This is a genomic window from Francisella sp. Scap27 (assembly GCF_013394105.1).
GTDB lineage: Bacteria > Pseudomonadota > Gammaproteobacteria > Francisellales > Francisellaceae > Francisella > Francisella adeliensis.
Map to the genome: position 1 here is coordinate 780,013 of NZ_CP041326.1, position 19,220 is coordinate 799,232.

Genomic DNA, 19,220 nt, shown 5'->3' on the forward strand with positions numbered 1-19,220 from the left:
ATAGATATGTGCGGAATAGTTGGAGCAAACTCAACCAGAAATGTCACAAACATTTTAATTGAGGGCTTAAAAAAACTTGAGTATCGTGGTTATGATTCAGCAGGGCTAGCTATTTTAAACAAAAAAATAGAGATCTGTAAAGAAGTTGGCAAAGTAGTTGAACTAGAAAAATCTGTCAATAAGAAAGATAATTTTGTTGGGAATATTGGTATAGCTCACACACGTTGGGCAACACATGGCAAACCATCTCAAGCTAATTCACACCCACATAGATCTGAAAAATTTTGTATAGTTCATAATGGTGTTATCGAAAACTTTGAAGAGTTAAAAAACTCACTAAAAACAGATGGATATAACTTTGTCTCAGATACTGATACTGAAGTTGTTGTTCATTTATTAGATAGAGATTGGGATGATAATAAATCAATAATAAATAACATTTCAATCATCACAAAAAACTTAAAAGGTGCTTATGCTCTAGCAGTCATTTCTGAAAAATTTCCAGATAAAATAATTGCCATAAGATCGGGGTCTCCTTTGGTTATTGGACTGGGTATTGATGAAAACTTTATTTCTTCCGATGCCCTTTCGTTACTTCCTGTTACAAATAAATTCGCATACCTTGATGAAGGTGATGTCGCTATTGTTGAAAAAAATAATGTAGAAGTATTTGATAATAATGGAATCTCTAAAACATTAGAACCAGAAGAGTATAACTACAGCTCCGGTAGCGTTACAAAAGATGGTTACAAACACTATATGCTCAAAGAAATATATGAGCAGCCAGAAGCCGTTTCTAACACCATAGCAGCGAATTTAAATAGTGATGGTCAACTATCTTTAGAAAATTTTAACAAAAGTACTATTAACCTTCTAGAAAAAACTAAACATATTTGTATAGTTGCATGTGGTACTAGCTATAATGCAGGACTAACTGCCAAATACTGGTTAGAGAAATATGCAAAAGTTTCTTGTAGCGTTGAAATAGCAAGTGAACTTAGGTATCGTGACAATGTTGTAGTTGATGACTCACTTTTTGTAAGTATTTCTCAATCAGGTGAAACCGCCGATACTTTAGAGTCTTTACGCAAAAGTAAAAAACAAAACTACATAGGTAGTATGTGTATTTGCAATGTGCCAAATAGCTCACTTGTAAGAGAATCTGATATTTCATTTATGACAAAGGCTGGGGTTGAAATAGGTGTAGCTTCAACTAAAGCTTTTACTACTCAACTTGTAGCTTTAGCAATGTTTAGCTTAACTGTCGCACGCATTAAAGAAGTTCTAACTGAAGAATCTATATCTAAGCATATGAATGAAATAAAAAACATTCGTTCTTTGATAATGGGATCACTGAAATTAGATTCGGAAATTGATGAAATTAGTGAATACTTTACTGATAAAGAACATACTTTATTTTTAGGTAGAGGTCTTTATTATCCAATCGCAGTAGAGGGGTCTCTAAAGCTTAAAGAGATTTCATATATCCATGCTGAGGCATATCCTTCAGGTGAGCTTAAACATGGCCCTCTTGCTCTTGTAGATAAGAGTATGCCTATAGTTGCAGTAGTACCTAATGATAACTTGCTTGATAAAACCTTATCAAACCTGCAAGAAGTTCATGCACGAGGAGGCAAATTAATTCTATTTGTTGATTCTGCTATAAAACATAGGGTGAACTTTGATAACAGTATTGTATTAGAAATTAATGCTGGTAGTGACTTTAGTGCTCCTGTAGTATTTACTATTCCACTACAGCTACTTTCATATCACGTAGCCATTATCAAAGGGACGGATGTTGATCAACCCCGTAACCTAGCAAAATCTGTAACAGTAGAATAGTTATATAGTGATTAGAATTTCAGATAATATTTGTTTAGAAAAACTTTTATTAACTGATGCAGATAAAATTTTTCAATTGGTTGAAGAAAATAGAGAGACATTTCATTATCTAGACTGGGTTAGTAATGTTAGATGTGTAATATCCGCTCAAGAATATATATCTAAGCGAATACTAAATACAAGTGTAAATTCTGAATGGTTCAAGATAACTCTAAATGGCAAAGTTGTTGGAGTTTTTGGTATAAAATATATTTGTTATGATAAGTCCGAATCAGAGATTGGCTATTGGTTAGCTAAGAAAGCACAGGGTTATGGTGTTATTTCTCAATCTATAAGTTCAATTAAAAAACATTTAAGAAAGAAAAGAGTTAAAACAATAAAAATCTCGTGTATTAGTGAAAATAAAAATGCTATTGCTGTGGCCATTAAAGCTGAAGGTGTTAGAGTTAATGTCGTGAAAAATTATAAATCTATAAATGGAAAAATATTTAATTTAAATGTATATTCTATAAGACTGTAGGCACAATCTTTTTAGTTAATTTATATAATCAATTCGGTATATATAAGGTGAAATTATGAATTTTAATAAATCTCTTTCACATGAAGATGTACATCTTCAGATAATGACAAAAGGTGATTTTGATAGGTTATTTGATGTTGCTAAAGACCCTGAAGTTTGGGATCAACATAATGATAAGGAACGATACAAACCAAATGGGTTTAAGAAGTTTTTCGATAGTGGAATAAATAATCTTCAAAACTGTTATTTGATATTCTATAAAGATGATTTGGTTGGATCTACAAGATATTATGAATATGATTTAGCAACTTCATCAATAAAGATAGGTTATACTTTTTATGCAAAAAAATGCTGGGGCACAGGATTAAATAAAAAGGTTAAGAACTTAATGTTGGACTATGCCTTTAAATTTACTGATAATGTATTTTTTGATGTTTGGTCTAAAAATTTTCGTTCACAGCAAGCTGTTCAAAAACTAGGTGCAAAACTCATAGAGAAAAATAAACTTAATGACAAATATGTTTTCCTATTAAAGAAAAAAGTTTGGATAAGATAAATAATAAAACTTCTAAAAGCTCTTAAAAGAAAATACTCTTTTTCATTATGGCTACACACTATAGCTTTATTTTATTTCAGAAAATACTGATTATTATAAATAGAGAGATATTATGTAAAGATATTATTTTGAGTTTAAGCTACGATACTAGCTTTATATTTTTTCTTAGCATCGATGAATTCGATTTTAAGATCTTTATATTTAGATTTAATAGCTTTAATGTCGGCTTTAGAAAGTACATTATCTTTTTTAGCTTTAACATATTCTTGCTTAGCACTATACATGCTTTTAACATTAGCAACTAATTTGGCATACTTTTCTTCTATACCAAAATGTGAAGTCTTTGTTTTTCTTAAAAGAGCCTCATCTAGTTTAACTCTTGCTTTTGCAATTTCAATCAAATGCTTAGGAGTTCTTTTAAGGTCAGTACACCAGCCTATTTTAGCTAAACCTGCGATAAGCCATTTAGAAGGATCAAAATCAAACCATCTAATACCATTTCTATAGTCACCAGCAAATGCATGATGATAATTATGATAACCTTCACCACCAGTAACTAAAGCAGTTATAAAACTATCTCTAGCAGTATTTTTAGTATTATATGGCTGTCTACCTAGTATGTGAGCTAATGAGTTGATACAAAAAGTAGCATGATGCACCAATATAACTCTAACAAGACCACCTAAAAGTATAAAACTTAAAGTTCTCCACAAAGCTGCAGAAAGAGTACCTTCGCTTGCAAAGCCATATATAAAACCAGCTAATGCAGGCAAACCAAGACAAGCTAATGTCGCAAGTATTGTATAATGCTGATGCTGAAATACTACAGCCTTATCTTTCAAAAGATCATTAACGCCACGGATTTCTTGTACATCTGCATTGTTATACTTGAACAACCAAGTAAAATGAGAGTACCAAAAACCACGCGTAGCCGCATAAGGGTCTTTGATAGGATCATCAACGTCTTTATGATGTTTTCTATGATCTGACGCCCACTGTAAAACACTGTTTTGAAGTGCTGCAGTACCAAACACAAGCAGTATATAAGATACTACCTTATTTGCTTTATATGTCTTATGAGACCACAATCTATGGTAACCCATAGTTATAGATATACCCGTTAGGACATAAAAAGCAAGTAAACACATATAGTCCGCTTTTGTAAAGCCAACGCTATAAGCGAACCAAGGTACAACAACTAGAGCCACTATTGGGAGTATTAAGAGTCCAACAATACTCTTCCAGACGATGCTGCCTTCTTTTTCTATTTCTTGATTTATTATTTCGTTATTCATTTAAGTATTTTATCCCTTTTTTATGAAGTCATATTCAAACAACCAGAAGAACATTTAATCTACAGTCGCTTGGCATTTAGTTTTTGCAGTGTAACACACTTAATGAAAAATAGCTAATCGGTCTTCACCCACCCACAAAAATATTATCTAAAAAACCATTAAAACACAAGGCTTTCAGCCCTACTAACAAAAAGTCATTAATTTAAAAATAGTTTTTTAATGCTATCTAATTTTGTTTTTATCTTACTTTCAAAACCGTGACTCGTTGGGTTATAAAATGTTTTACTTATGTTGCTTGGCAAATATTTCTGCTTTACAAAAGAATTTGGATAGTCATGGGGGTAGATATATTTACTATCTTTATAATTCTTAAGGTGCTGAGGAACTTCTATATAAGTAAGTTTTTTTACAGTTTGTGAAGCCTCTGCTAAAGCTTTATAGCACGCATTACTTTTAGGTGCTACAGCAAGATAAATAGCTGCCTGAGAAAGTACAAGTCTACCTTCTGGCATCCCTAATTTTTCATAAGCATTCCAAGCATCCATAGCTATTCGTAAAGCTTGAGGATCCGCATTACCTATATCTTCAGAAGCTATACAAAGCATTCTTCTAGCAACCACAAGAGGGTCCACTCCGTTATCAAGCATTAAACTTAACCAAAATATTGCTGCATCAGGATCTGTCCCTCTTATAGATTTATGAAAAGCTGATAGTTGCTCATAAAACTCTTTGCCTTCTCTATGAAAATCTTTTGAAGCTTCGCCAACAGCTGTATCAAACAACTCTTTACTAAAACTTATAGTCCCAGATTTAGTACTTAAAAGATACATTCTTTCTAAGAGATTCAAAACCTTACGACAATCTCCTTGACTATAGCTAAAAATTGCTGAATAAATACAATCATCAATCACAATTTCTTGCTCCGATAAAATCTCATCAGTATTTATTGCAGATTTAACTAATTGCTCTACTGCATGGTGATTAAGTCTTTTCAATCGTAAAATAAATAGCCGAGAGATTAAGGCATCATTTAGATAGTAAGTAGGATTTTCAGTAGTTGCTCCTATTAGGATTATCTTACCTGATTCGACATAAGGCAAAAGTAAATCTTGTTGCGATTTATTAAAACGATGTATTTCATCTAAGAAAAGTACAAAACTGTCTAAAGCTTGGTTTTCAGCTATAATTTTTTTTACTTCCTTAACCCCTGAATCAACAGCTGATAATTCAAAAAATTCAAGATCTTTTGATTTTGCTATTATTCTCGCTAATGTTGTTTTGCCAACCCCTGGTTTACCACATAAAACTAATGAGCAAATCCCTTGACTTTGAAGTATCTTAGTTAGCACTCCATTACTTGAAAGGAGATGTTCTTGACCAATTACATCTTCAATTTTTTGCGGTCTTAGTCTCGCTGCTAATGGGATATACTTCATGAAATTGTTATCTTATATTTGTTTTTAACTAACTCATAAAGCATCCCTTCTCGTACCGCCCCATTAGACAAAGACATCTGTGATATGCCCAAACTTTCAAACACTGCATACAAGATTGCAACACCTCCGGCAAGAACACTTTCACGATCCTCACGAAGCCCTTCAAATTGTATATGCTCAACAAACTTTTTATCCATCATTTTTGTAATAAGGTCATTTAGAAATTCTTTAGTGATAATTGGGCTACCAGTCATCTCTTGGCAGATTCCTGTAACAGAAGTAATCGTCCCAGAAGACCCTAACACTGTATTCCACGAAATGCGCTTATATTTGGTAGCTATTGGATCAAGTATCTTTTTAGCCTTACTCACAGCATTATGAAAATTATTAAAATTAAGCTTTTCATCTACAAAGCATTCTTTCTGAGCTCCAACACAACCCATATCCAAGCTTTTAGCAATAAGTATTTTATCTCCCTTACCAATGACACATTCCGTAGAGCCTCCACCAATATCTATTACTAAGGTTTTTTTCTTTATATCATGATTATCTCTAGCTCCAACATACACAAGCCTAGCCTCTTCTGGTCCTGATATAATCTTGATCTTAGTCCCAAGAGCTTTATCTAATTTTCTTTTAAACCCTTTAATTTTATTTTTAGCTTTTCTAAGAGTGTAAGTACCAACAGCTTTTACATGTTCAACATTATAGTTTTCTATCTCTTTCGCAAAAAACTCTAAACATCGTATAGCTCTTTCTTGAACATCTTTGCTGATAGTTAGATTATTGTTCAAACCAGCTCTTAACTGAACCTTTTGCTTTTGTTTTGATAGTGTAACAACCTCACCATCAGACATAATCTCACTTATTAGCATGTGAAAACTATTAGATCCTAGATCTATTGTAGCTACAATTTTTGACATCAACGCACAACCAAACACTTAAAAGATGTACCAATTATAAAAAAAAAGCGTATAAATAGCTAAAATAATTTTGTCTAGCCGTAATTATTTGTTTATAATAACTCTCAGTTAGTTAAATCCTTATAATCAACATTTAGCAAAATTCTTGCAAAATCAAATTAAAAAATCACACAAGGAAAAATCAAAGCATGTCAAAATGTATAGATATATCAGATAGCCAGTTTCAAGATGAAGTAATTAATAGCTCTACTCCTGTAGTTTTAGATTTTTGGGCACCTTGGTGTGGTCCTTGTAAAATGATTACCCCTATACTTGAGCAAGTTGCCGAACATTATGGTGATAAAGTTAAAATCTGTAAAATCAACATTGATGATAACGAAGATACTGCAATGAAATTTGCTGTACGCGGAGTACCAACACTTATGATTTTCAAAGACGGCGAAAATAAAGAAACTAAAGTTGGTGTTGTTCAAAAGAGCCAATTAATTTCTACAGTAGACAAATATTTATAAACTCATATTAACCCCTCCCCCTTTACACAATAGAGAATCCTCATGAATTTAAATGAATTAAAGTACAAATCAGTTAATGAGTTAATGGATATTGCACAAAGCTTAGACTTAGATTCTTTGCGTGCAAGAAAACAAGAACTTATATTTTCAATCTTAAAATACCATGCAGATAAAGGTGAAGACATTTATGGTGAAGGTATATTAGAAGTACTTCAAGATGGTTATGGTTTTTTAAGATCTTCTGATAGTTCATACTTTGCATCACCTGATGATATATATGTATCCCCAGCATTTATAAGAAAGTTAAATCTAAGAACAGGCGATAGCATTCTTGGTAAAATTCGACCTCCTCGTGATAATGAAAAATATTTTGCTGTTAAACATATTGATAGTGTTAACTTCGACTCTCCTGAGCTAGCAAGAAAGAAGATACTTTTTGAAAACCTAACTCCAGAATATGCTAAAGAAAGACTTACCATGGAAATTGGTAATGGTTCAAATGAAGACATTACAGCTAGAGTTATTGATTTAGCAGCTCCATTTGGTAAAGGTCAGCGTGGACTAATCGTAGCACCTCCAAAGACTGGTAAAACAATCATGATGCAAAATATCGCAACTTCAATTGCAAAAAATCATCCTGAATGTAACCTAATCATGCTTTTAATTGATGAAAGACCAGAGGAAGTAACAGAAATGCAACGCTCTGTGCGTGGTGAAGTTGTTGCATCTACATTTGATGAGCCTGCGGCTCGTCATGTACAATTAGCTGAGATTGTTATCGAAAAAGCCAAAAGATTGGTTGAGCATAAGCAAGATGTTGTGATACTTCTTGACTCAATCACTAGACTTGCTCGCGCATACAATACTGTATCTCCAGCATCTGGAAGAGTACTTTCTGGTGGTGTAGAAGCAAATGCTCTACAAAAGCCAAAAAGATTCTTTGGTGCAGCTAGAAATACTGGTGAAGGTGGTAGCTTAACTATCATTGCAACAGCTCTAGTTGAAACAGGCTCAAAAATGGATGAGGTTATCTTTGAAGAATTTAAAGGTACTGGTAACATGGAGCTTCATCTTGACCGTAAAATATCAGAACGCCGTGTTTATCCAGCTATTAGCTTTGACAGATCTGGTACGCGTAGAGAAGAGCTTCTTACATCTCCGGAAGAATTACAAAAGCTTTGGGTATTGCGTAAGATTCTTGGTGGTATGGAAGATGTACAGGCTATGGAATTCCTTACAGAAAAAATGAAAGGCTCTCTTACTAATGAAGAATTTTTCCAGACAATGAAGAAAGGCTAATTTTAAACTATTAATCTTTTTTAGCTATATAAGCCCCTGTAGCCCCACCGACAACACCTGCTGCCATAATCCAACAACTATTAAGTGAAAGTGCAAGGAAGCACGCTAGTGATATATAAATGATTTTTTTCATAATTGACCTATATAATAAAAATGATTATTTTATATGATACATGCTTAATGCACTTTTTTGTACACTCAATTTACTCTCAAGAATAGTTATATTTTAATTGAAGTTATGACTACTCCTACATATAATGAAAAGCACCTTAATTTTTTCATACATAACCTATGTACTTCGGCGTCGACTATTACCCAGAACAATGGGATTACTCTCTTATTGATGAAGATCTAAATCGCATAGCTAACTCAGAACTAAATTGTATCCGTGTTGCTGAGTTTGCTTGGCATCTTATGGAGCCAAAAGATGGTGAGTTTGACTTTAGCTTTTTTGCTATGGTTTTAGATAAAGCTCATAAACTAGGTTTAAAAGTTATGCTTGGAACTCCTACAGCTACAGCTCCTGCATGGCTTTATAAAAAAGATCCCAAGATATTCGAAATTGATGAAAACCTTATTCAAAAACATTTTGGTGGCAGAAGACAAGCTTGTTTAAACTCACCCACTTATAACAAATATGCTAATCGTATAACACAAAAGATGGTTGAAGCATATAAAGATCACCCTGCTGTTTTATTATGGCATATAGATAATGAGCTTGGTCATGAAACAAGTGATATGTGTTATTGTGATCAGTGTGAAGTTGAGTTTAAAAAGTACTTAAAAGAAAAGTTTAACAATGATATACACTCTTTTAATGATGCTATTGGTAGTGTTTTTTGGTCACAAACTTATAATGATTTTGATGAAATAAATATTCCTCGTTTAACAATTCCGGCAACCAACCCTGGGATGATTTTATACTTCAATCGCTTTAGAGCAGATACTACAACTAACTTTCTTGCTCGACAAGCTAAGATAATAAAAGACATAGATCCTGCCAAAGAAGTTTTACATAATTATACAGGTGATTACTTCTCAAAAGCTCAAGACCATACAGACTTATCGGAAAAACTTGATGTTGTAGCACTAAACAACTACCCTGTTTGGGGTGGTCAACATACTCCAGTAGAGTCATATAAAACTGCCTTAAAACTAGATCAAACAAGAGGCTTTTTAAATAAAAACTATTGGATAACTGAGCAACTAATTGGTGCTCAAGCTCATAATATAATGGGCTTTGTGCCACGCCCTGGCCACGCTAAACTCTGGTCATTTCAAGCTATGGGTAGAGGATGCGATAATCTAATATATTTCAGATGGCGTACAGCTACAAAAGGTGCTGAGCAGTTTTGCTATGGTGTGTTAGATCATGACAACAAGTACAATCACCGTTACAATGAAATGTTAGAAATTATTAAGCTCGCAAAACAACATAAAGAAGCTATAAAATCTCCAACAAAATCTAAGGTTGCTCTTTTATACTCTATGGATAATATCTATAGCTGGCGTATTCAACAGCAATCAACTGCTTTTGATATTCAAAATGAACATACTCGCCTTTACAAACCATTTTATGATAATAATATTAGTGTTGATGTGTTAGATATTCGTCATGATTTTAGTGATTATTCTGTAATACTTCTTCCGGTAGCAATGCTTATAACAGATAAAAATATCTCTAGGCTTGAAAAGTTCATTAAAAATGGTGGTACAGTTATTGCAAGCTTTAGAGCAGGCTTAAAAGAGTATCATAATGAAATTCGCTTTGGTGTTGAAAATCCTATTCATAAATTAGCAAACGTTAGTGTAAATTACTTCGAACCATTACCAACGGATACTAACTGTATCGTGAATTATAAAGATCAAGAGCTCCACGCAACTGTTTGGCGCGACATGTTAACACCAAAAGAAAATACTCAATCGCTATGTAACTATACAGATGAATTTAAAGATTATAGTGGTGCAGTAAAATCAAAAGTTGGCAGTGGCGAGATTTACTATATTGGTACAGGTATTGATGATGATTTATTTTGGCATGATATTACTCTTCAAATAGCCAAAGAAAAAGAGCTTCAATACTTCAAATCTCCAGATAGTCTTGAGATCATAGTTAAAGGTGAAGGCGCTAATAAGATAGTCATGCTACTAAATCACAACCGTTTTGATGTTGGGTATCTTGGTAAAACCATTACGGCACTCGATACACAAATTATAAGCTTTGATACTTTCCAAAACGAGTACTTAAAGCACTATAGTTAAGACACTTTTTATACTTATAAGCCAATCCGTTTAAATATGAAATTCTAGTTTTTATATTTAGGGATCTAAGATCATCTAGGAGAAAATAATGAACATAATATGTCTAAATGGGAAAAATTCTTCTTTTATAATTAGCTGTAACGATAAAAACCCTCCTCAATGTATCTATTGGGGAGAAAAACTTCAGCTTAATCAGGATGAAATCAAGCAACTTTTAGCACAAAATTCTGCCATACCTCAGGGTACAATAGATGAACCTAGTCACGGATCACTAATCCCTAGTCTTGCTCAAGGTGACTTTCATATAAATGCTATTGAAATAATCTCTAGCACTCATTGGTCACCAAATTTTGAACTTATAAATACAAAGCTTAGTTCTCAGTCAGCTAAGCTAACTCTAAAAGATGATATTGCCAAGCTAAGTATAGAAATAAATATCTCTATTGATAACAATGATATATTACAAAAGAACATCAAATTAACTAACCTAAGTGATGAGAAAATCATAGTTTCAAAACTTTTAAACACCCTTACACTCCCTAATACTATAAATGAAATTACGCAATACCATGGGAGATGGATTCAAGAAGCACAAGAGCAGACAAGCCACTGGGATCAGCCTAACTATATAGTTGAAAATATTCGAGGGCGTAGTTCTCACGACAACCCTCCTATATTAAGACTACAAGAAACTGGTAGCAACAATAACGCCGGAAACTGTTATGGGTTTAGTCTAGCTTGGAGTGGTAATCATAGCTATATTCTTCGCAAATTAGATGATGGCAATAAAGTTGTTCAATGGGGTGAAAAGCTTATTTCAGATGAAATATCTTTAGAAAAAAATCAAAGTTATACTACTCCTACTCTATTAGCTACTTTTAGTAGTAAAGGATTCAATAGTCTTCGTCATAATTGGCACAACTTTATTCGTAAAGACAACAATCTTGCAATTCATACTAACAAATACCGCCCAATCCAGATAAATACTTGGGAAGCTGTGTACTTTGAACATGACATTGACACCTTCAAAAAGATGATTGATAAATCAGCTGACCTTGGCATTGAAAGATTTGTGCTTGATGATGGCTGGTTTAACGGTAGAAATAACGATAGAGTCGGACTTGGTGACTGGTTTGTAGATAGAGCTAAATATCCACAAGGACTACACCCACTAGTTGACTACACTATCTCAAAAGGCTTAGAGTTTGGTTTATGGTTTGAGCCTGAGATGTTTAACCCTGACTCTAACTTATATCGCAAGCATCCTGATTGGGCGTTACAGATTAATGGCTATAAGCAAAAACTTGGGCGATATCAATATGTGCTAAATCTAACTAACCCCCAAGCCTTTAAATATATCTTAAAATGTATGCAAGATATTCTATCTGAATACCAAGTTTCTTATGTCAAATGGGATATGAATCGTGACTTGATACAAGCTGGTGGTACAAATGGTAAAGCTTGCTACCACGACCAAGTACTAGCCACACATAAACTTCTTGGTGAACTTAAAAAATTATTTCCAAATATTGAGTTTGAGAGTTGCTCATCAGGTGGTGCTAGAACTGATTTTAAAATACTAGAGCATACTAATCGTTTTTGGAGCTCCGACTGTAATGACCCTCTTGAAAGACAAAATATTCATAAAGGTTTGAGTCAATTTTTCCCACCAGAAATGCTAGGAGCTCATGTTGGACCTACAGAAGCTCATACAACATCTAGGCTCAACAAACTTGAGTATTCTTTAATAACTTGTTTTGCAGGTCATTTAGGTTTTGAAAGAAATGTGATTGAGTTAAACAACAATGAGTCCGAAGTAGTGAAAAAACATACCAAGCTATATAAAAAATATAGAAGTTTACTTCATAACTCGAAACAGTATTATCTTGATACTAATAACTCAAGCTCTGCACAAACTTTCATATCAGATGATAGATCTCAAGCATTATTAATGTACTGTCAAAATACAATGCCTGAAAATATGCTTCCGCAAAAACTAAAAATACTAGGCTTAAATGCTAGCAAAACATATTGTTTAAAAATGCTAAATGAGATTGATAATGTTGGCTATGTGATGAAAGCTCTTCCTAGCTTATGTAATAGTGATATAAGGTTAACTGGTAACATTTTGGCTAATATTGGCTTAGACATTCCTTTACTGCACCCACAAAGTGCCATTTTAGTAGAAATTAATGAGGTTAAAAATGATTAAATACAATACACGCCGTTGGAACCCTTTCCTAATAGCTATACCAGATATTGGTATTGGTATGTTTTGGTCTTTAACAGGAACTATTGGCTCTTGGATTGCATATCAACATACAAGCTCAGCTCTACTTGTGGGCTTACTTTTATCTATGGCTGCTTTCACTGGGATATTCATGCAAACTATTGCCGGCATAGTTTCTGATAAAACACCAACTAACTTTATGTTTGGTAAAAGGACTACTTGGTTGTTGTTTGGACTTATACTAACTTGTATTTTTCAAATGCTTTGGGCTTTTGCTCCAAATTATGCAACTCTATTTATCATTGCTTTTTGCACCTATGCAAGTATTAACTTTTTTCAAGGACCTTACTATACTCTTGTGGTTGAGGTTGTAGATTTTGATCAAGTTCCTTTTGCAATACTCTTAGCTCGTACTACTGCTCAAATTGGCACAATATTAATTGGTCTTATTGCAGCATTTATGTGGAATGCTGGCGGTGATCTTATAAGCTGTATAGTTATATGTCTTATACTTATTATCCCTACAGTAGCCATATTGCCAACCATCGTAAAAGAAAGACCTGAAAATCAGACTAAGAATGAGTCAAAGTTAAGTCTTAATGTATTTAAAAACAAAAATAATAATATGCTTTTTCTTGCAACATTTTGTGCAATGACAGGTTTTGGTGCTTTTATGCCGATGATGGGTGGCTATATGAATGAATACTTATCATTTAACATAAACTTTACCGGTTCATTAGTAGTAGCATTTGGTGTTAGCTCAGTAATTATTGGCTTTTGTACAGCAATAGCTTTAAAAAGACTCAATATCACTATAAAGAAGCTTTTCGGTGGTGGAATGTTAATATTTGCAATATCTCTTTTTGGAGCATCCTTTTTGAAAGAAGATTGTTATTGTTGGTATACAGTTACAGTTTTTGTAGCACTTGGGTTTATCTTGACACAAGTTTCTAGTTATACAATCATTGCAAGACTTGCACCTGATGGTAAACTTGGTGAATATATGGGATGGTTAAATATGTTTTTCTCACTACCTCAACTTCTAATACTTATCTCTGGAGGATGGCTAATAGATGCTGGGTTTGGTTCTTATCTATATATTATAGCTAGCATAATTCTATTTATAGGCTTTATTGCTGTGACACAAATAAAACTACCTACAGAAACTATCCATCAAGAAAGCTAGTCTCTTTCTTCGCTTCTCTTTTATAAAGATTCCGATGCTTTAAAATTTCTTTTTTTTGTGCTTCTGATTTTTGAGGATTTGTTTTATCAAACTCTTTTAAGAATTTACCTGCTTCACTCACATACTCTCTATCTTTTTTATTATCAAAAAGATGTGCTAGCCTTAAAATTATTTTCATCATAGCGAAACCTCTTATTAGTATTTTATCTTGTAGCTTGAAGGTAATTATACTAAACTAAATGACAAAGTCACCTTTTAACTGTTAAAGCTTTAAGCACAATTATGGGATTAAGCCAAAAGCCAAAAATTATTGGAATTTTCTTAATGTTTTTGAGCATTACTATGCTAAGTCCTGTAGTTATCGATCATATTTATGAAGAAAATACATCGTACCCTTTTTTAGTAAGTTTCGTAATCACTTTTCTTTCTGGGTTTATGATGTGGTTTATAGCTCGAAAATCAACAAAAAAACTTTCAAATAGGGATGGCTTCCTTATAGTTGCTTTAGTATGGGGGTTTGTGACATTATATGGTGCGATTCCCTACCTAACCTTTCCTGGACTAAACCTTACATTCACTCATGCTGTATTTGAATCAGCTTCTGGGTTTACAACTACTGGTGGTACTGTTATATCTGGTCTTGAGTATTTGCCTCACAGCATATTATTTTACCGTCAGCAGACTGAATTTTTTGGTGGTATGGGTATTATTGTACTATCAGTCGCGATACTACCTCTTCTTGGTGTTGGTGGAATGCAGCTATATAAAGCTGAGATCTCTGGTCAATGGAAAGATGAAAAGATAGCCCCTAAAATATCAAGTACAGCTAAAGCACTTTGGTTAGTATATTTACTCTTTACATTTTTATGTTTCTTATCGTACTTACTCGTAGGCATGAACCCATTTGATGCAATTTGCTATACATTCTCAACTGTATCTACCGGAGGCTTTGCCCCAACAGATGCTAGCATGACTGACAAATCTACTGGCGTGCTTATAGTTTGTGGGATATTTTTATTTCTTGGTGCTACAAGCTTTAAAGCTCACTATATAGCTCTATCACGACTAAGCATCAAACATTACTTTAAAAATGTTGAGTTTAAAGCGTATTGCTATCTGCTTTTTTTCTCATCTGTAATTGTTGCTATAACAATGATTTCATTCTCTAATGATCTTGCAAATATTCCTAAGACAATAACAGATAGTATCTTCCAAGTAGTAGCTCTTAGCTCCAGTGCAGGATTTGTTTCTGATAACAACTTCTATCTATGGCCTAGCTTCTTACCTATTATGCTGATGTTTTTAGCTATTGTAGGTGGTTGTGGAGGCTCAACTGCCGGTGGCCTAAAAATGATACGAGCAATATTATTTAAAGAGAAAGCGGTATTAGAAGCAAAAAGAGTAATCCACCCTCAAGGTGTTTTCACTGCTAAACTTGGTGATATTCATATATCTGAGCAAGCTTTAAATAGAGTTTCTGGCTATATCTCTGTATACATAATAATTTTTGGTGCTGCTTGGCTTGCCTTACTTGGTTGTGGGCTTGATGTTACAACAGCTTTCTCAACAGCCGCTACTACTCTTTCAAATGTAGGTCCAGGACTAGGTGAAATCGGCACAAGCTTTAGCTCTTTACCTGATAAAGCATTATGGATATGTGACTTAACAATGATCGCTGGAAGACTTGAAATATTTACTATACTAGTTTTATTTATGCCTGAGTTTTGGAGAAAATAATTCATACCAGTCACACTCACTCTTCCACAAAAGTGTTTATAACCTTCTCTAGAATCAATATATAATGCTGAAAAGTGCTAAATAATTAAAGAAAGCATGAAAGATATCAATGCATTCTAAGATGAGTATAAGATTTTAAAAAAATTAGAATTCTGATGCTTCTGCCATATATGATAAATTGCCAATTCGAGAATAAGTAACACCTTTAGCAATTGCTGTTATTTTATAATCTATATTTGACTCTTTACCAACACAGATTACTTTCACAAGTGTATCTTTAGGTGATAAATATGCTTTGAAACTTGAAGTGTTAGTCTCCTGACCTTCTTTACCATCTTCTGATGCCGTATAAATCACTTTACAGTCTTTGTTATCACCTACATATAGTTTAACTAAAAATTCTGTTGGTGATGCTTTATCTATATTATTTATTCCTGAAGGGACTGCATCATAGTCAAAACCTAAGGTCTTATATGCTGTAGCTTTAGAACTTATAAACTGATGATCTGTTAAAGTCAGACCTTTATACTTATTTTTAACATCTTCACTAATACAACCAATTAATAATACTATCAAAGAAATTAATGTAAATATAATGCCTATTTTTTTCAATTTAACTATTTTTTTTCCCATTTTTATATCACCTAAAACACTTAAATCCTTGTGTTGTAAGTAAATATACCCCCTAAGTACTATTATTTCAATAGTTAAAAATTAATTTTTAAAGAAATTATTACTAATCTTCTGATTTGACTTCTTCTTCGTTCTTTTGTTTTTTGTGTTCATAGTAATCTTTCATACTAAGACCTTTAGCTCTAAACTCAGCCTTTTCAGCGATTTCATCAAGCCTTCTCTTAGAGTATTCAATATGCTCTGGAGCATAATCTTCAACTGGTTGACCATGTAGATTAAACCTTTGTTTTAATTCAAATACAGCCTTATGATAACGAGTATCTCCAACATAGCGACGCAGTACATTTCTTAAAACCATCTTATCTAAAGGTGAAAAATGCTCATTTTGATAAATTATTTCAATTTCTTCACTTATTCCAACTTTTAACGGCTTCTTATTGATAGGATCAAAACATTTAGAAAAGCGAGTACATAACCATTTAAAAAGTCTTGCCTCTTCTTTCTCTCTCTCTTTTGCAACATCAACCTTGATCACTAACTCGTCATTATCTACACTAGTTGGATTTTCTAGCTCGTTAATAACCTTGTTGTTTATTCTATGGCCATACTGAGGGATACGAATAAAAGTTTCATCATCTGTAGCTCTAGTATTTGTTTTATTCACATTTTTACTAGTTTTATTTCTTGAGATATTTTTATCTCTAGCCTGCTTCATTCTTGAAGTTTTTTCTTCTATTTTAGAAGAACCACCCAATAAAGATTGTAATAAAGAGAAGTCGTTTAATTTATTTCTACCGTCAGACATATTTTTATACTTTTGTTTTAAGCTTTTGCTTTAGTTAAATTAATTAGCTATATCGTACTACAAACTAATCCCTTTTGGCAAGTAATAAACCCCTTTGAGATATTTTTTCATAACAGTGCTCAATTATCATTGACAATATCCATATTTTAAATATAATATTCTACATCTTTGTGGCTATGTAGCTCAGCTGGTTAGAGCACAGCATTCATAATGCTGGGGTCGATGGTTCAAGTCCATTCATAGCTACCACGAAGATTTCCATAGACAGTAAGCCTTCAAAAAAACAAGCATATACCTATAAAATAAACACTATTAAATATAAAGAAGATAACTAATTGATATATTTCTTTGACCTACTATATATAACGAAAAGTTTTAATTATAGTACATAATCTCTACCTTTTAGAACAGTTAAGATTTATAAGTCATATATAAGTTTATTTTATAATTTCTGCAACACGTTCAATGGAGTCAGCCTTAGCAAGTGATAATCTAACAATACTGTTTTCAATGGCATATAGACTGTGTTTTACATGTGCTTCTAAATAAATCAAGTCACCAATTTCTAAGTGAATTTTTTCATCATTTACATAAAAATCAAGATCACCCGCAACTAGCATAACTGTTATTGGTTGAGGAGCAGAATGCTCTTTCATGGTAAGAGCTTTAGGTAAACTTATCTGTATTTCTTTGGTAATTGGTGTTTCAATCAACTTTTTAATTACGACTTTATTTTGGCTAAAATCTGCATTTTTAGCAAAATTCACTAACTGTGACATAATTATTCCTCTTTGTGATTAATTTAAATTATATTCCTTCAACACACCAAGCTTGAGTGAGCTGGCAATATTTGATGCTTTAGCAATAATATTTTTAGCTGCATCATCATCAAAATGTAATTTTGCTTGCTCTTCAAAGAGGTTTAACCATCGCTTAAAATGTATCTCTTGGATATCTGCATGACTAGCTAAGACAACATGTTTTTGGTAAGCATTGCCACTATATTCACCAGTCTTTAATAAAACAGAGTTCCAAAATTTGATTAATTTAGGAATATGTTCTAACCAGTCAACTTTAGCAACATCATTAAATATAGGGCTAAGCAAAGTATCTTCATTTACTTTTACATAAAATTGTTTAATAAATATTTCAATTTGTTGCGATGATATATTCATAACTAATCTCTGTTTCAAATTAAGTCTAAACTTTTAAAAATGATTCTCTGTTCATTGTTGTTAGATGGCAATACATCTTTTAGCTTATATTTTTGTAATACCGATGTATAAGCACCAGATGCTTCAGCTAAAATAGCTTCGAGTTTACACATGCCTGCAATCGGGCAATTGATCCCAGTACAATCAATAGATTTGAATGATGATTCAAATTTACTCATAATCTCGAACAAATTTAATTCCAGTGCATTAGGATGAATCTTTATTCCACCACCATTACCTCTTTGAGTGATGATGTATTGGAGCTTAGCTAGTTTTGCAATTATTTTAGTTAAATGATTTCTTACGATATTAAATTTTCTTGAGATTTCATCTAACTTTACTAAATCATCATGAGACTTAAGGGTAAGAAATATCAGTACTCTTAGTGCATAGTCAGTTTGACGGTTTAATTGCATTTATAGTTACTCCGATTAAGATATGATTTTTTCCTTTCTATCTATTCTATCAGCTAAATCATGATTTACACCTCTATGTTCTTCTTCATCTGCTTTTACTACAATAACAGCTTCTTCTAGCTAACCAACAAATATAATAAAGCGCTCAAACCAGTTTGGTTGGGCAATATGAATAAATGTCATCAAATGCATGCGTTCATTTTCAGTTTCATCAAGTAACGTTCTAATCCAACCTTCATCATTTTTAATTTTTCTAAGGCATTTAAAGAGAAAATTAGCCGCTCCAATCATACCTGGTATAGATGCAACAGTTTCCAAAAAAAAATAGCATGATTGCCGTAGCGTTTTCTGAAA

The 19,220-nt window shown here is 32.9% G+C and carries 20 protein-coding genes and 1 tRNA gene; 10 read left to right on the plus strand and 11 right to left on the minus strand.

Features of this window, described 5'->3' with window-relative positions:
• Nucleotides 1-6: 6 nt before the first annotated feature.
• The 3 genes from glmS to FLM55_RS03710 are packed head-to-tail and all read left to right on the plus strand — an operon-like array spanning nucleotide 7 to nucleotide 2,918.
• The gene (glmS, locus tag FLM55_RS03700; protein WP_178948107.1) at nucleotides 7-1,842 is read left to right on the plus strand and encodes a glutamine--fructose-6-phosphate transaminase (isomerizing); all 1,836 of its coding nucleotides are present in this window, start codon (nucleotides 7-9) and stop codon (nucleotides 1,840-1,842) included.
• A gap of 7 nt (nucleotides 1,843-1,849) precedes the next feature.
• A complete protein-coding gene (locus tag FLM55_RS03705; protein WP_178948108.1) occupies nucleotides 1,850-2,362 on the plus strand; it encodes a GNAT family N-acetyltransferase in 513 nt (170 codons plus the stop codon).
• A gap of 55 nt (nucleotides 2,363-2,417) precedes the next feature.
• Nucleotides 2,418-2,918, plus strand: a complete 501-nt coding sequence (locus tag FLM55_RS03710; protein ID WP_178948109.1) for a GNAT family N-acetyltransferase — start codon at nucleotides 2,418-2,420, stop codon at nucleotides 2,916-2,918.
• A gap of 134 nt (nucleotides 2,919-3,052) precedes the next feature.
• Here the strand turns inward: FLM55_RS03710 and FLM55_RS03715 are convergent, their stop codons facing one another.
• The 3 genes from FLM55_RS03715 to FLM55_RS03725 all read right to left on the minus strand — a co-directional run bounded on the left by FLM55_RS03715 (nucleotide 3,053) and on the right by FLM55_RS03725 (nucleotide 6,572).
• On the minus strand, nucleotides 3,053-4,213 hold the full coding sequence (locus FLM55_RS03715) for an acyl-CoA desaturase (protein ID WP_178948110.1): 1,161 nt from the start codon (nucleotides 4,211-4,213) through the stop codon (nucleotides 3,053-3,055).
• Nucleotides 4,214-4,410: 197 nt separating this feature from the next.
• The gene (locus FLM55_RS03720) at nucleotides 4,411-5,649 is read right to left on the minus strand and encodes a replication-associated recombination protein A (protein ID WP_178948111.1); all 1,239 of its coding nucleotides are present in this window, start codon (nucleotides 5,647-5,649) and stop codon (nucleotides 4,411-4,413) included.
• Nucleotides 5,646-6,572 (minus strand): Ppx/GppA phosphatase family protein, encoded by a 927-nt coding sequence (locus tag FLM55_RS03725; protein WP_178948112.1) that lies wholly within the window; start codon nucleotides 6,570-6,572, stop codon nucleotides 5,646-5,648. The genes FLM55_RS03720 and FLM55_RS03725 overlap by 4 nt, the downstream gene beginning before the upstream one ends.
• 188 nt (nucleotides 6,573-6,760) lie before the next feature.
• On the opposite strand from FLM55_RS03725, the gene trxA reads away from it, so the two are divergent.
• Together trxA and rho are read left to right on the plus strand one after the other, a co-directional pair.
• The gene (trxA, locus tag FLM55_RS03730) at nucleotides 6,761-7,084 is read left to right on the plus strand and encodes a thioredoxin (RefSeq protein ID WP_112869497.1); all 324 of its coding nucleotides are present in this window, start codon (nucleotides 6,761-6,763) and stop codon (nucleotides 7,082-7,084) included.
• A 42-nt stretch (nucleotides 7,085-7,126) separates the two neighbouring features.
• Complete coding sequence (gene rho / locus FLM55_RS03735; protein WP_112869496.1) at nucleotides 7,127-8,383, plus strand: transcription termination factor Rho; 1,257 nt, start codon at nucleotides 7,127-7,129, stop codon at nucleotides 8,381-8,383.
• 10 nt (nucleotides 8,384-8,393) lie between these two features.
• On the opposite strand, the gene FLM55_RS09485 is transcribed toward rho, so the two are convergent.
• Entirely contained in the window at nucleotides 8,394-8,516 is a 123-nt protein-coding gene (locus FLM55_RS09485) for a hypothetical protein (RefSeq protein ID WP_256868917.1), read from the minus strand.
• A 158-nt stretch (nucleotides 8,517-8,674) separates the two neighbouring features.
• Here FLM55_RS09485 and FLM55_RS03740 point away from each other — a divergent pair, with 158 nt between their 5' ends.
• From FLM55_RS03740 to FLM55_RS03750, 3 genes are all read left to right on the plus strand, one after another.
• Nucleotides 8,675-10,645, plus strand: coding sequence for a beta-galactosidase (locus FLM55_RS03740; RefSeq protein WP_178948113.1), 1,971 nt, complete (start codon nucleotides 8,675-8,677; stop codon nucleotides 10,643-10,645).
• Nucleotides 10,646-10,733: 88 nt separating this feature from the next.
• Nucleotides 10,734-12,857 carry an alpha-galactosidase gene (locus tag FLM55_RS03745; RefSeq protein WP_178948114.1) on the plus strand — a complete coding sequence of 708 codons (2,124 nt, stop codon included), beginning with the start codon at nucleotides 10,734-10,736 and terminating at the stop codon, nucleotides 12,855-12,857.
• Complete coding sequence (locus tag FLM55_RS03750; protein ID WP_256868918.1) at nucleotides 12,850-14,061, plus strand: MFS transporter; 1,212 nt, start codon at nucleotides 12,850-12,852, stop codon at nucleotides 14,059-14,061. The genes FLM55_RS03745 and FLM55_RS03750 overlap by 8 nt, the downstream gene beginning before the upstream one ends.
• Here the strand turns inward: FLM55_RS03750 and FLM55_RS03755 are convergent.
• Nucleotides 14,042-14,242 carry a CBU_0585 family protein gene (locus FLM55_RS03755; RefSeq protein ID WP_112869493.1) on the minus strand — a complete coding sequence of 67 codons (201 nt, stop codon included), beginning with the start codon at nucleotides 14,240-14,242 and terminating at the stop codon, nucleotides 14,042-14,044. The genes FLM55_RS03750 and FLM55_RS03755 overlap by 20 nt on opposite strands.
• Before the next feature lie 101 nt (nucleotides 14,243-14,343).
• Between FLM55_RS03755 and FLM55_RS03760 the strand changes: the two genes are divergently transcribed.
• Nucleotides 14,344-15,798: a potassium transporter TrkG gene (locus FLM55_RS03760; RefSeq protein WP_178948115.1), complete on the plus strand. Its 1,455-nt coding sequence runs from the start codon at nucleotides 14,344-14,346 to the stop codon at nucleotides 15,796-15,798.
• 144 nt (nucleotides 15,799-15,942) lie between these two features.
• Here the strand turns inward: FLM55_RS03760 and FLM55_RS03765 are convergent, their stop codons facing one another.
• Together FLM55_RS03765 and FLM55_RS03770 are read right to left on the minus strand one after the other, a co-directional pair.
• Nucleotides 15,943-16,431 carry a hypothetical protein gene (locus tag FLM55_RS03765; protein WP_178948116.1) on the minus strand — a complete coding sequence of 163 codons (489 nt, stop codon included), beginning with the start codon at nucleotides 16,429-16,431 and terminating at the stop codon, nucleotides 15,943-15,945.
• A gap of 103 nt (nucleotides 16,432-16,534) precedes the next feature.
• Nucleotides 16,535-17,236, minus strand: a complete 702-nt coding sequence (locus FLM55_RS03770; RefSeq protein WP_112869490.1) for a ProQ/FINO family protein — start codon at nucleotides 17,234-17,236, stop codon at nucleotides 16,535-16,537.
• A gap of 172 nt (nucleotides 17,237-17,408) precedes the next feature.
• Between FLM55_RS03770 and FLM55_RS03775 the strand changes: the two genes are divergently transcribed.
• Nucleotides 17,409-17,485: transfer RNA gene (locus tag FLM55_RS03775), tRNA-Met, on the plus strand.
• Between the two features lie 188 nt (nucleotides 17,486-17,673).
• Here FLM55_RS03775 and FLM55_RS03780 read toward each other — a convergent pair.
• From FLM55_RS03780 to FLM55_RS09490, 4 genes are all read right to left on the minus strand, one after another.
• Nucleotides 17,674-18,015: a cupin domain-containing protein gene (locus FLM55_RS03780; protein ID WP_178948117.1), complete on the minus strand. Its 342-nt coding sequence runs from the start codon at nucleotides 18,013-18,015 to the stop codon at nucleotides 17,674-17,676.
• A gap of 18 nt (nucleotides 18,016-18,033) precedes the next feature.
• Nucleotides 18,034-18,411 (minus strand): group III truncated hemoglobin, encoded by a 378-nt coding sequence (locus FLM55_RS03785; RefSeq protein ID WP_178948118.1) that lies wholly within the window; start codon nucleotides 18,409-18,411, stop codon nucleotides 18,034-18,036.
• A 14-nt stretch (nucleotides 18,412-18,425) separates the two neighbouring features.
• The gene (locus tag FLM55_RS03790; RefSeq protein WP_178948119.1) at nucleotides 18,426-18,866 is read right to left on the minus strand and encodes an Rrf2 family transcriptional regulator; all 441 of its coding nucleotides are present in this window, start codon (nucleotides 18,864-18,866) and stop codon (nucleotides 18,426-18,428) included.
• 120 nt (nucleotides 18,867-18,986) lie between these two features.
• Nucleotides 18,987-19,184 carry an alternative oxidase gene (locus tag FLM55_RS09490; protein ID WP_256868919.1) on the minus strand — a complete coding sequence of 66 codons (198 nt, stop codon included), beginning with the start codon at nucleotides 19,182-19,184 and terminating at the stop codon, nucleotides 18,987-18,989.
• Between the last annotated feature and the right edge of the window lie 36 nt (nucleotides 19,185-19,220).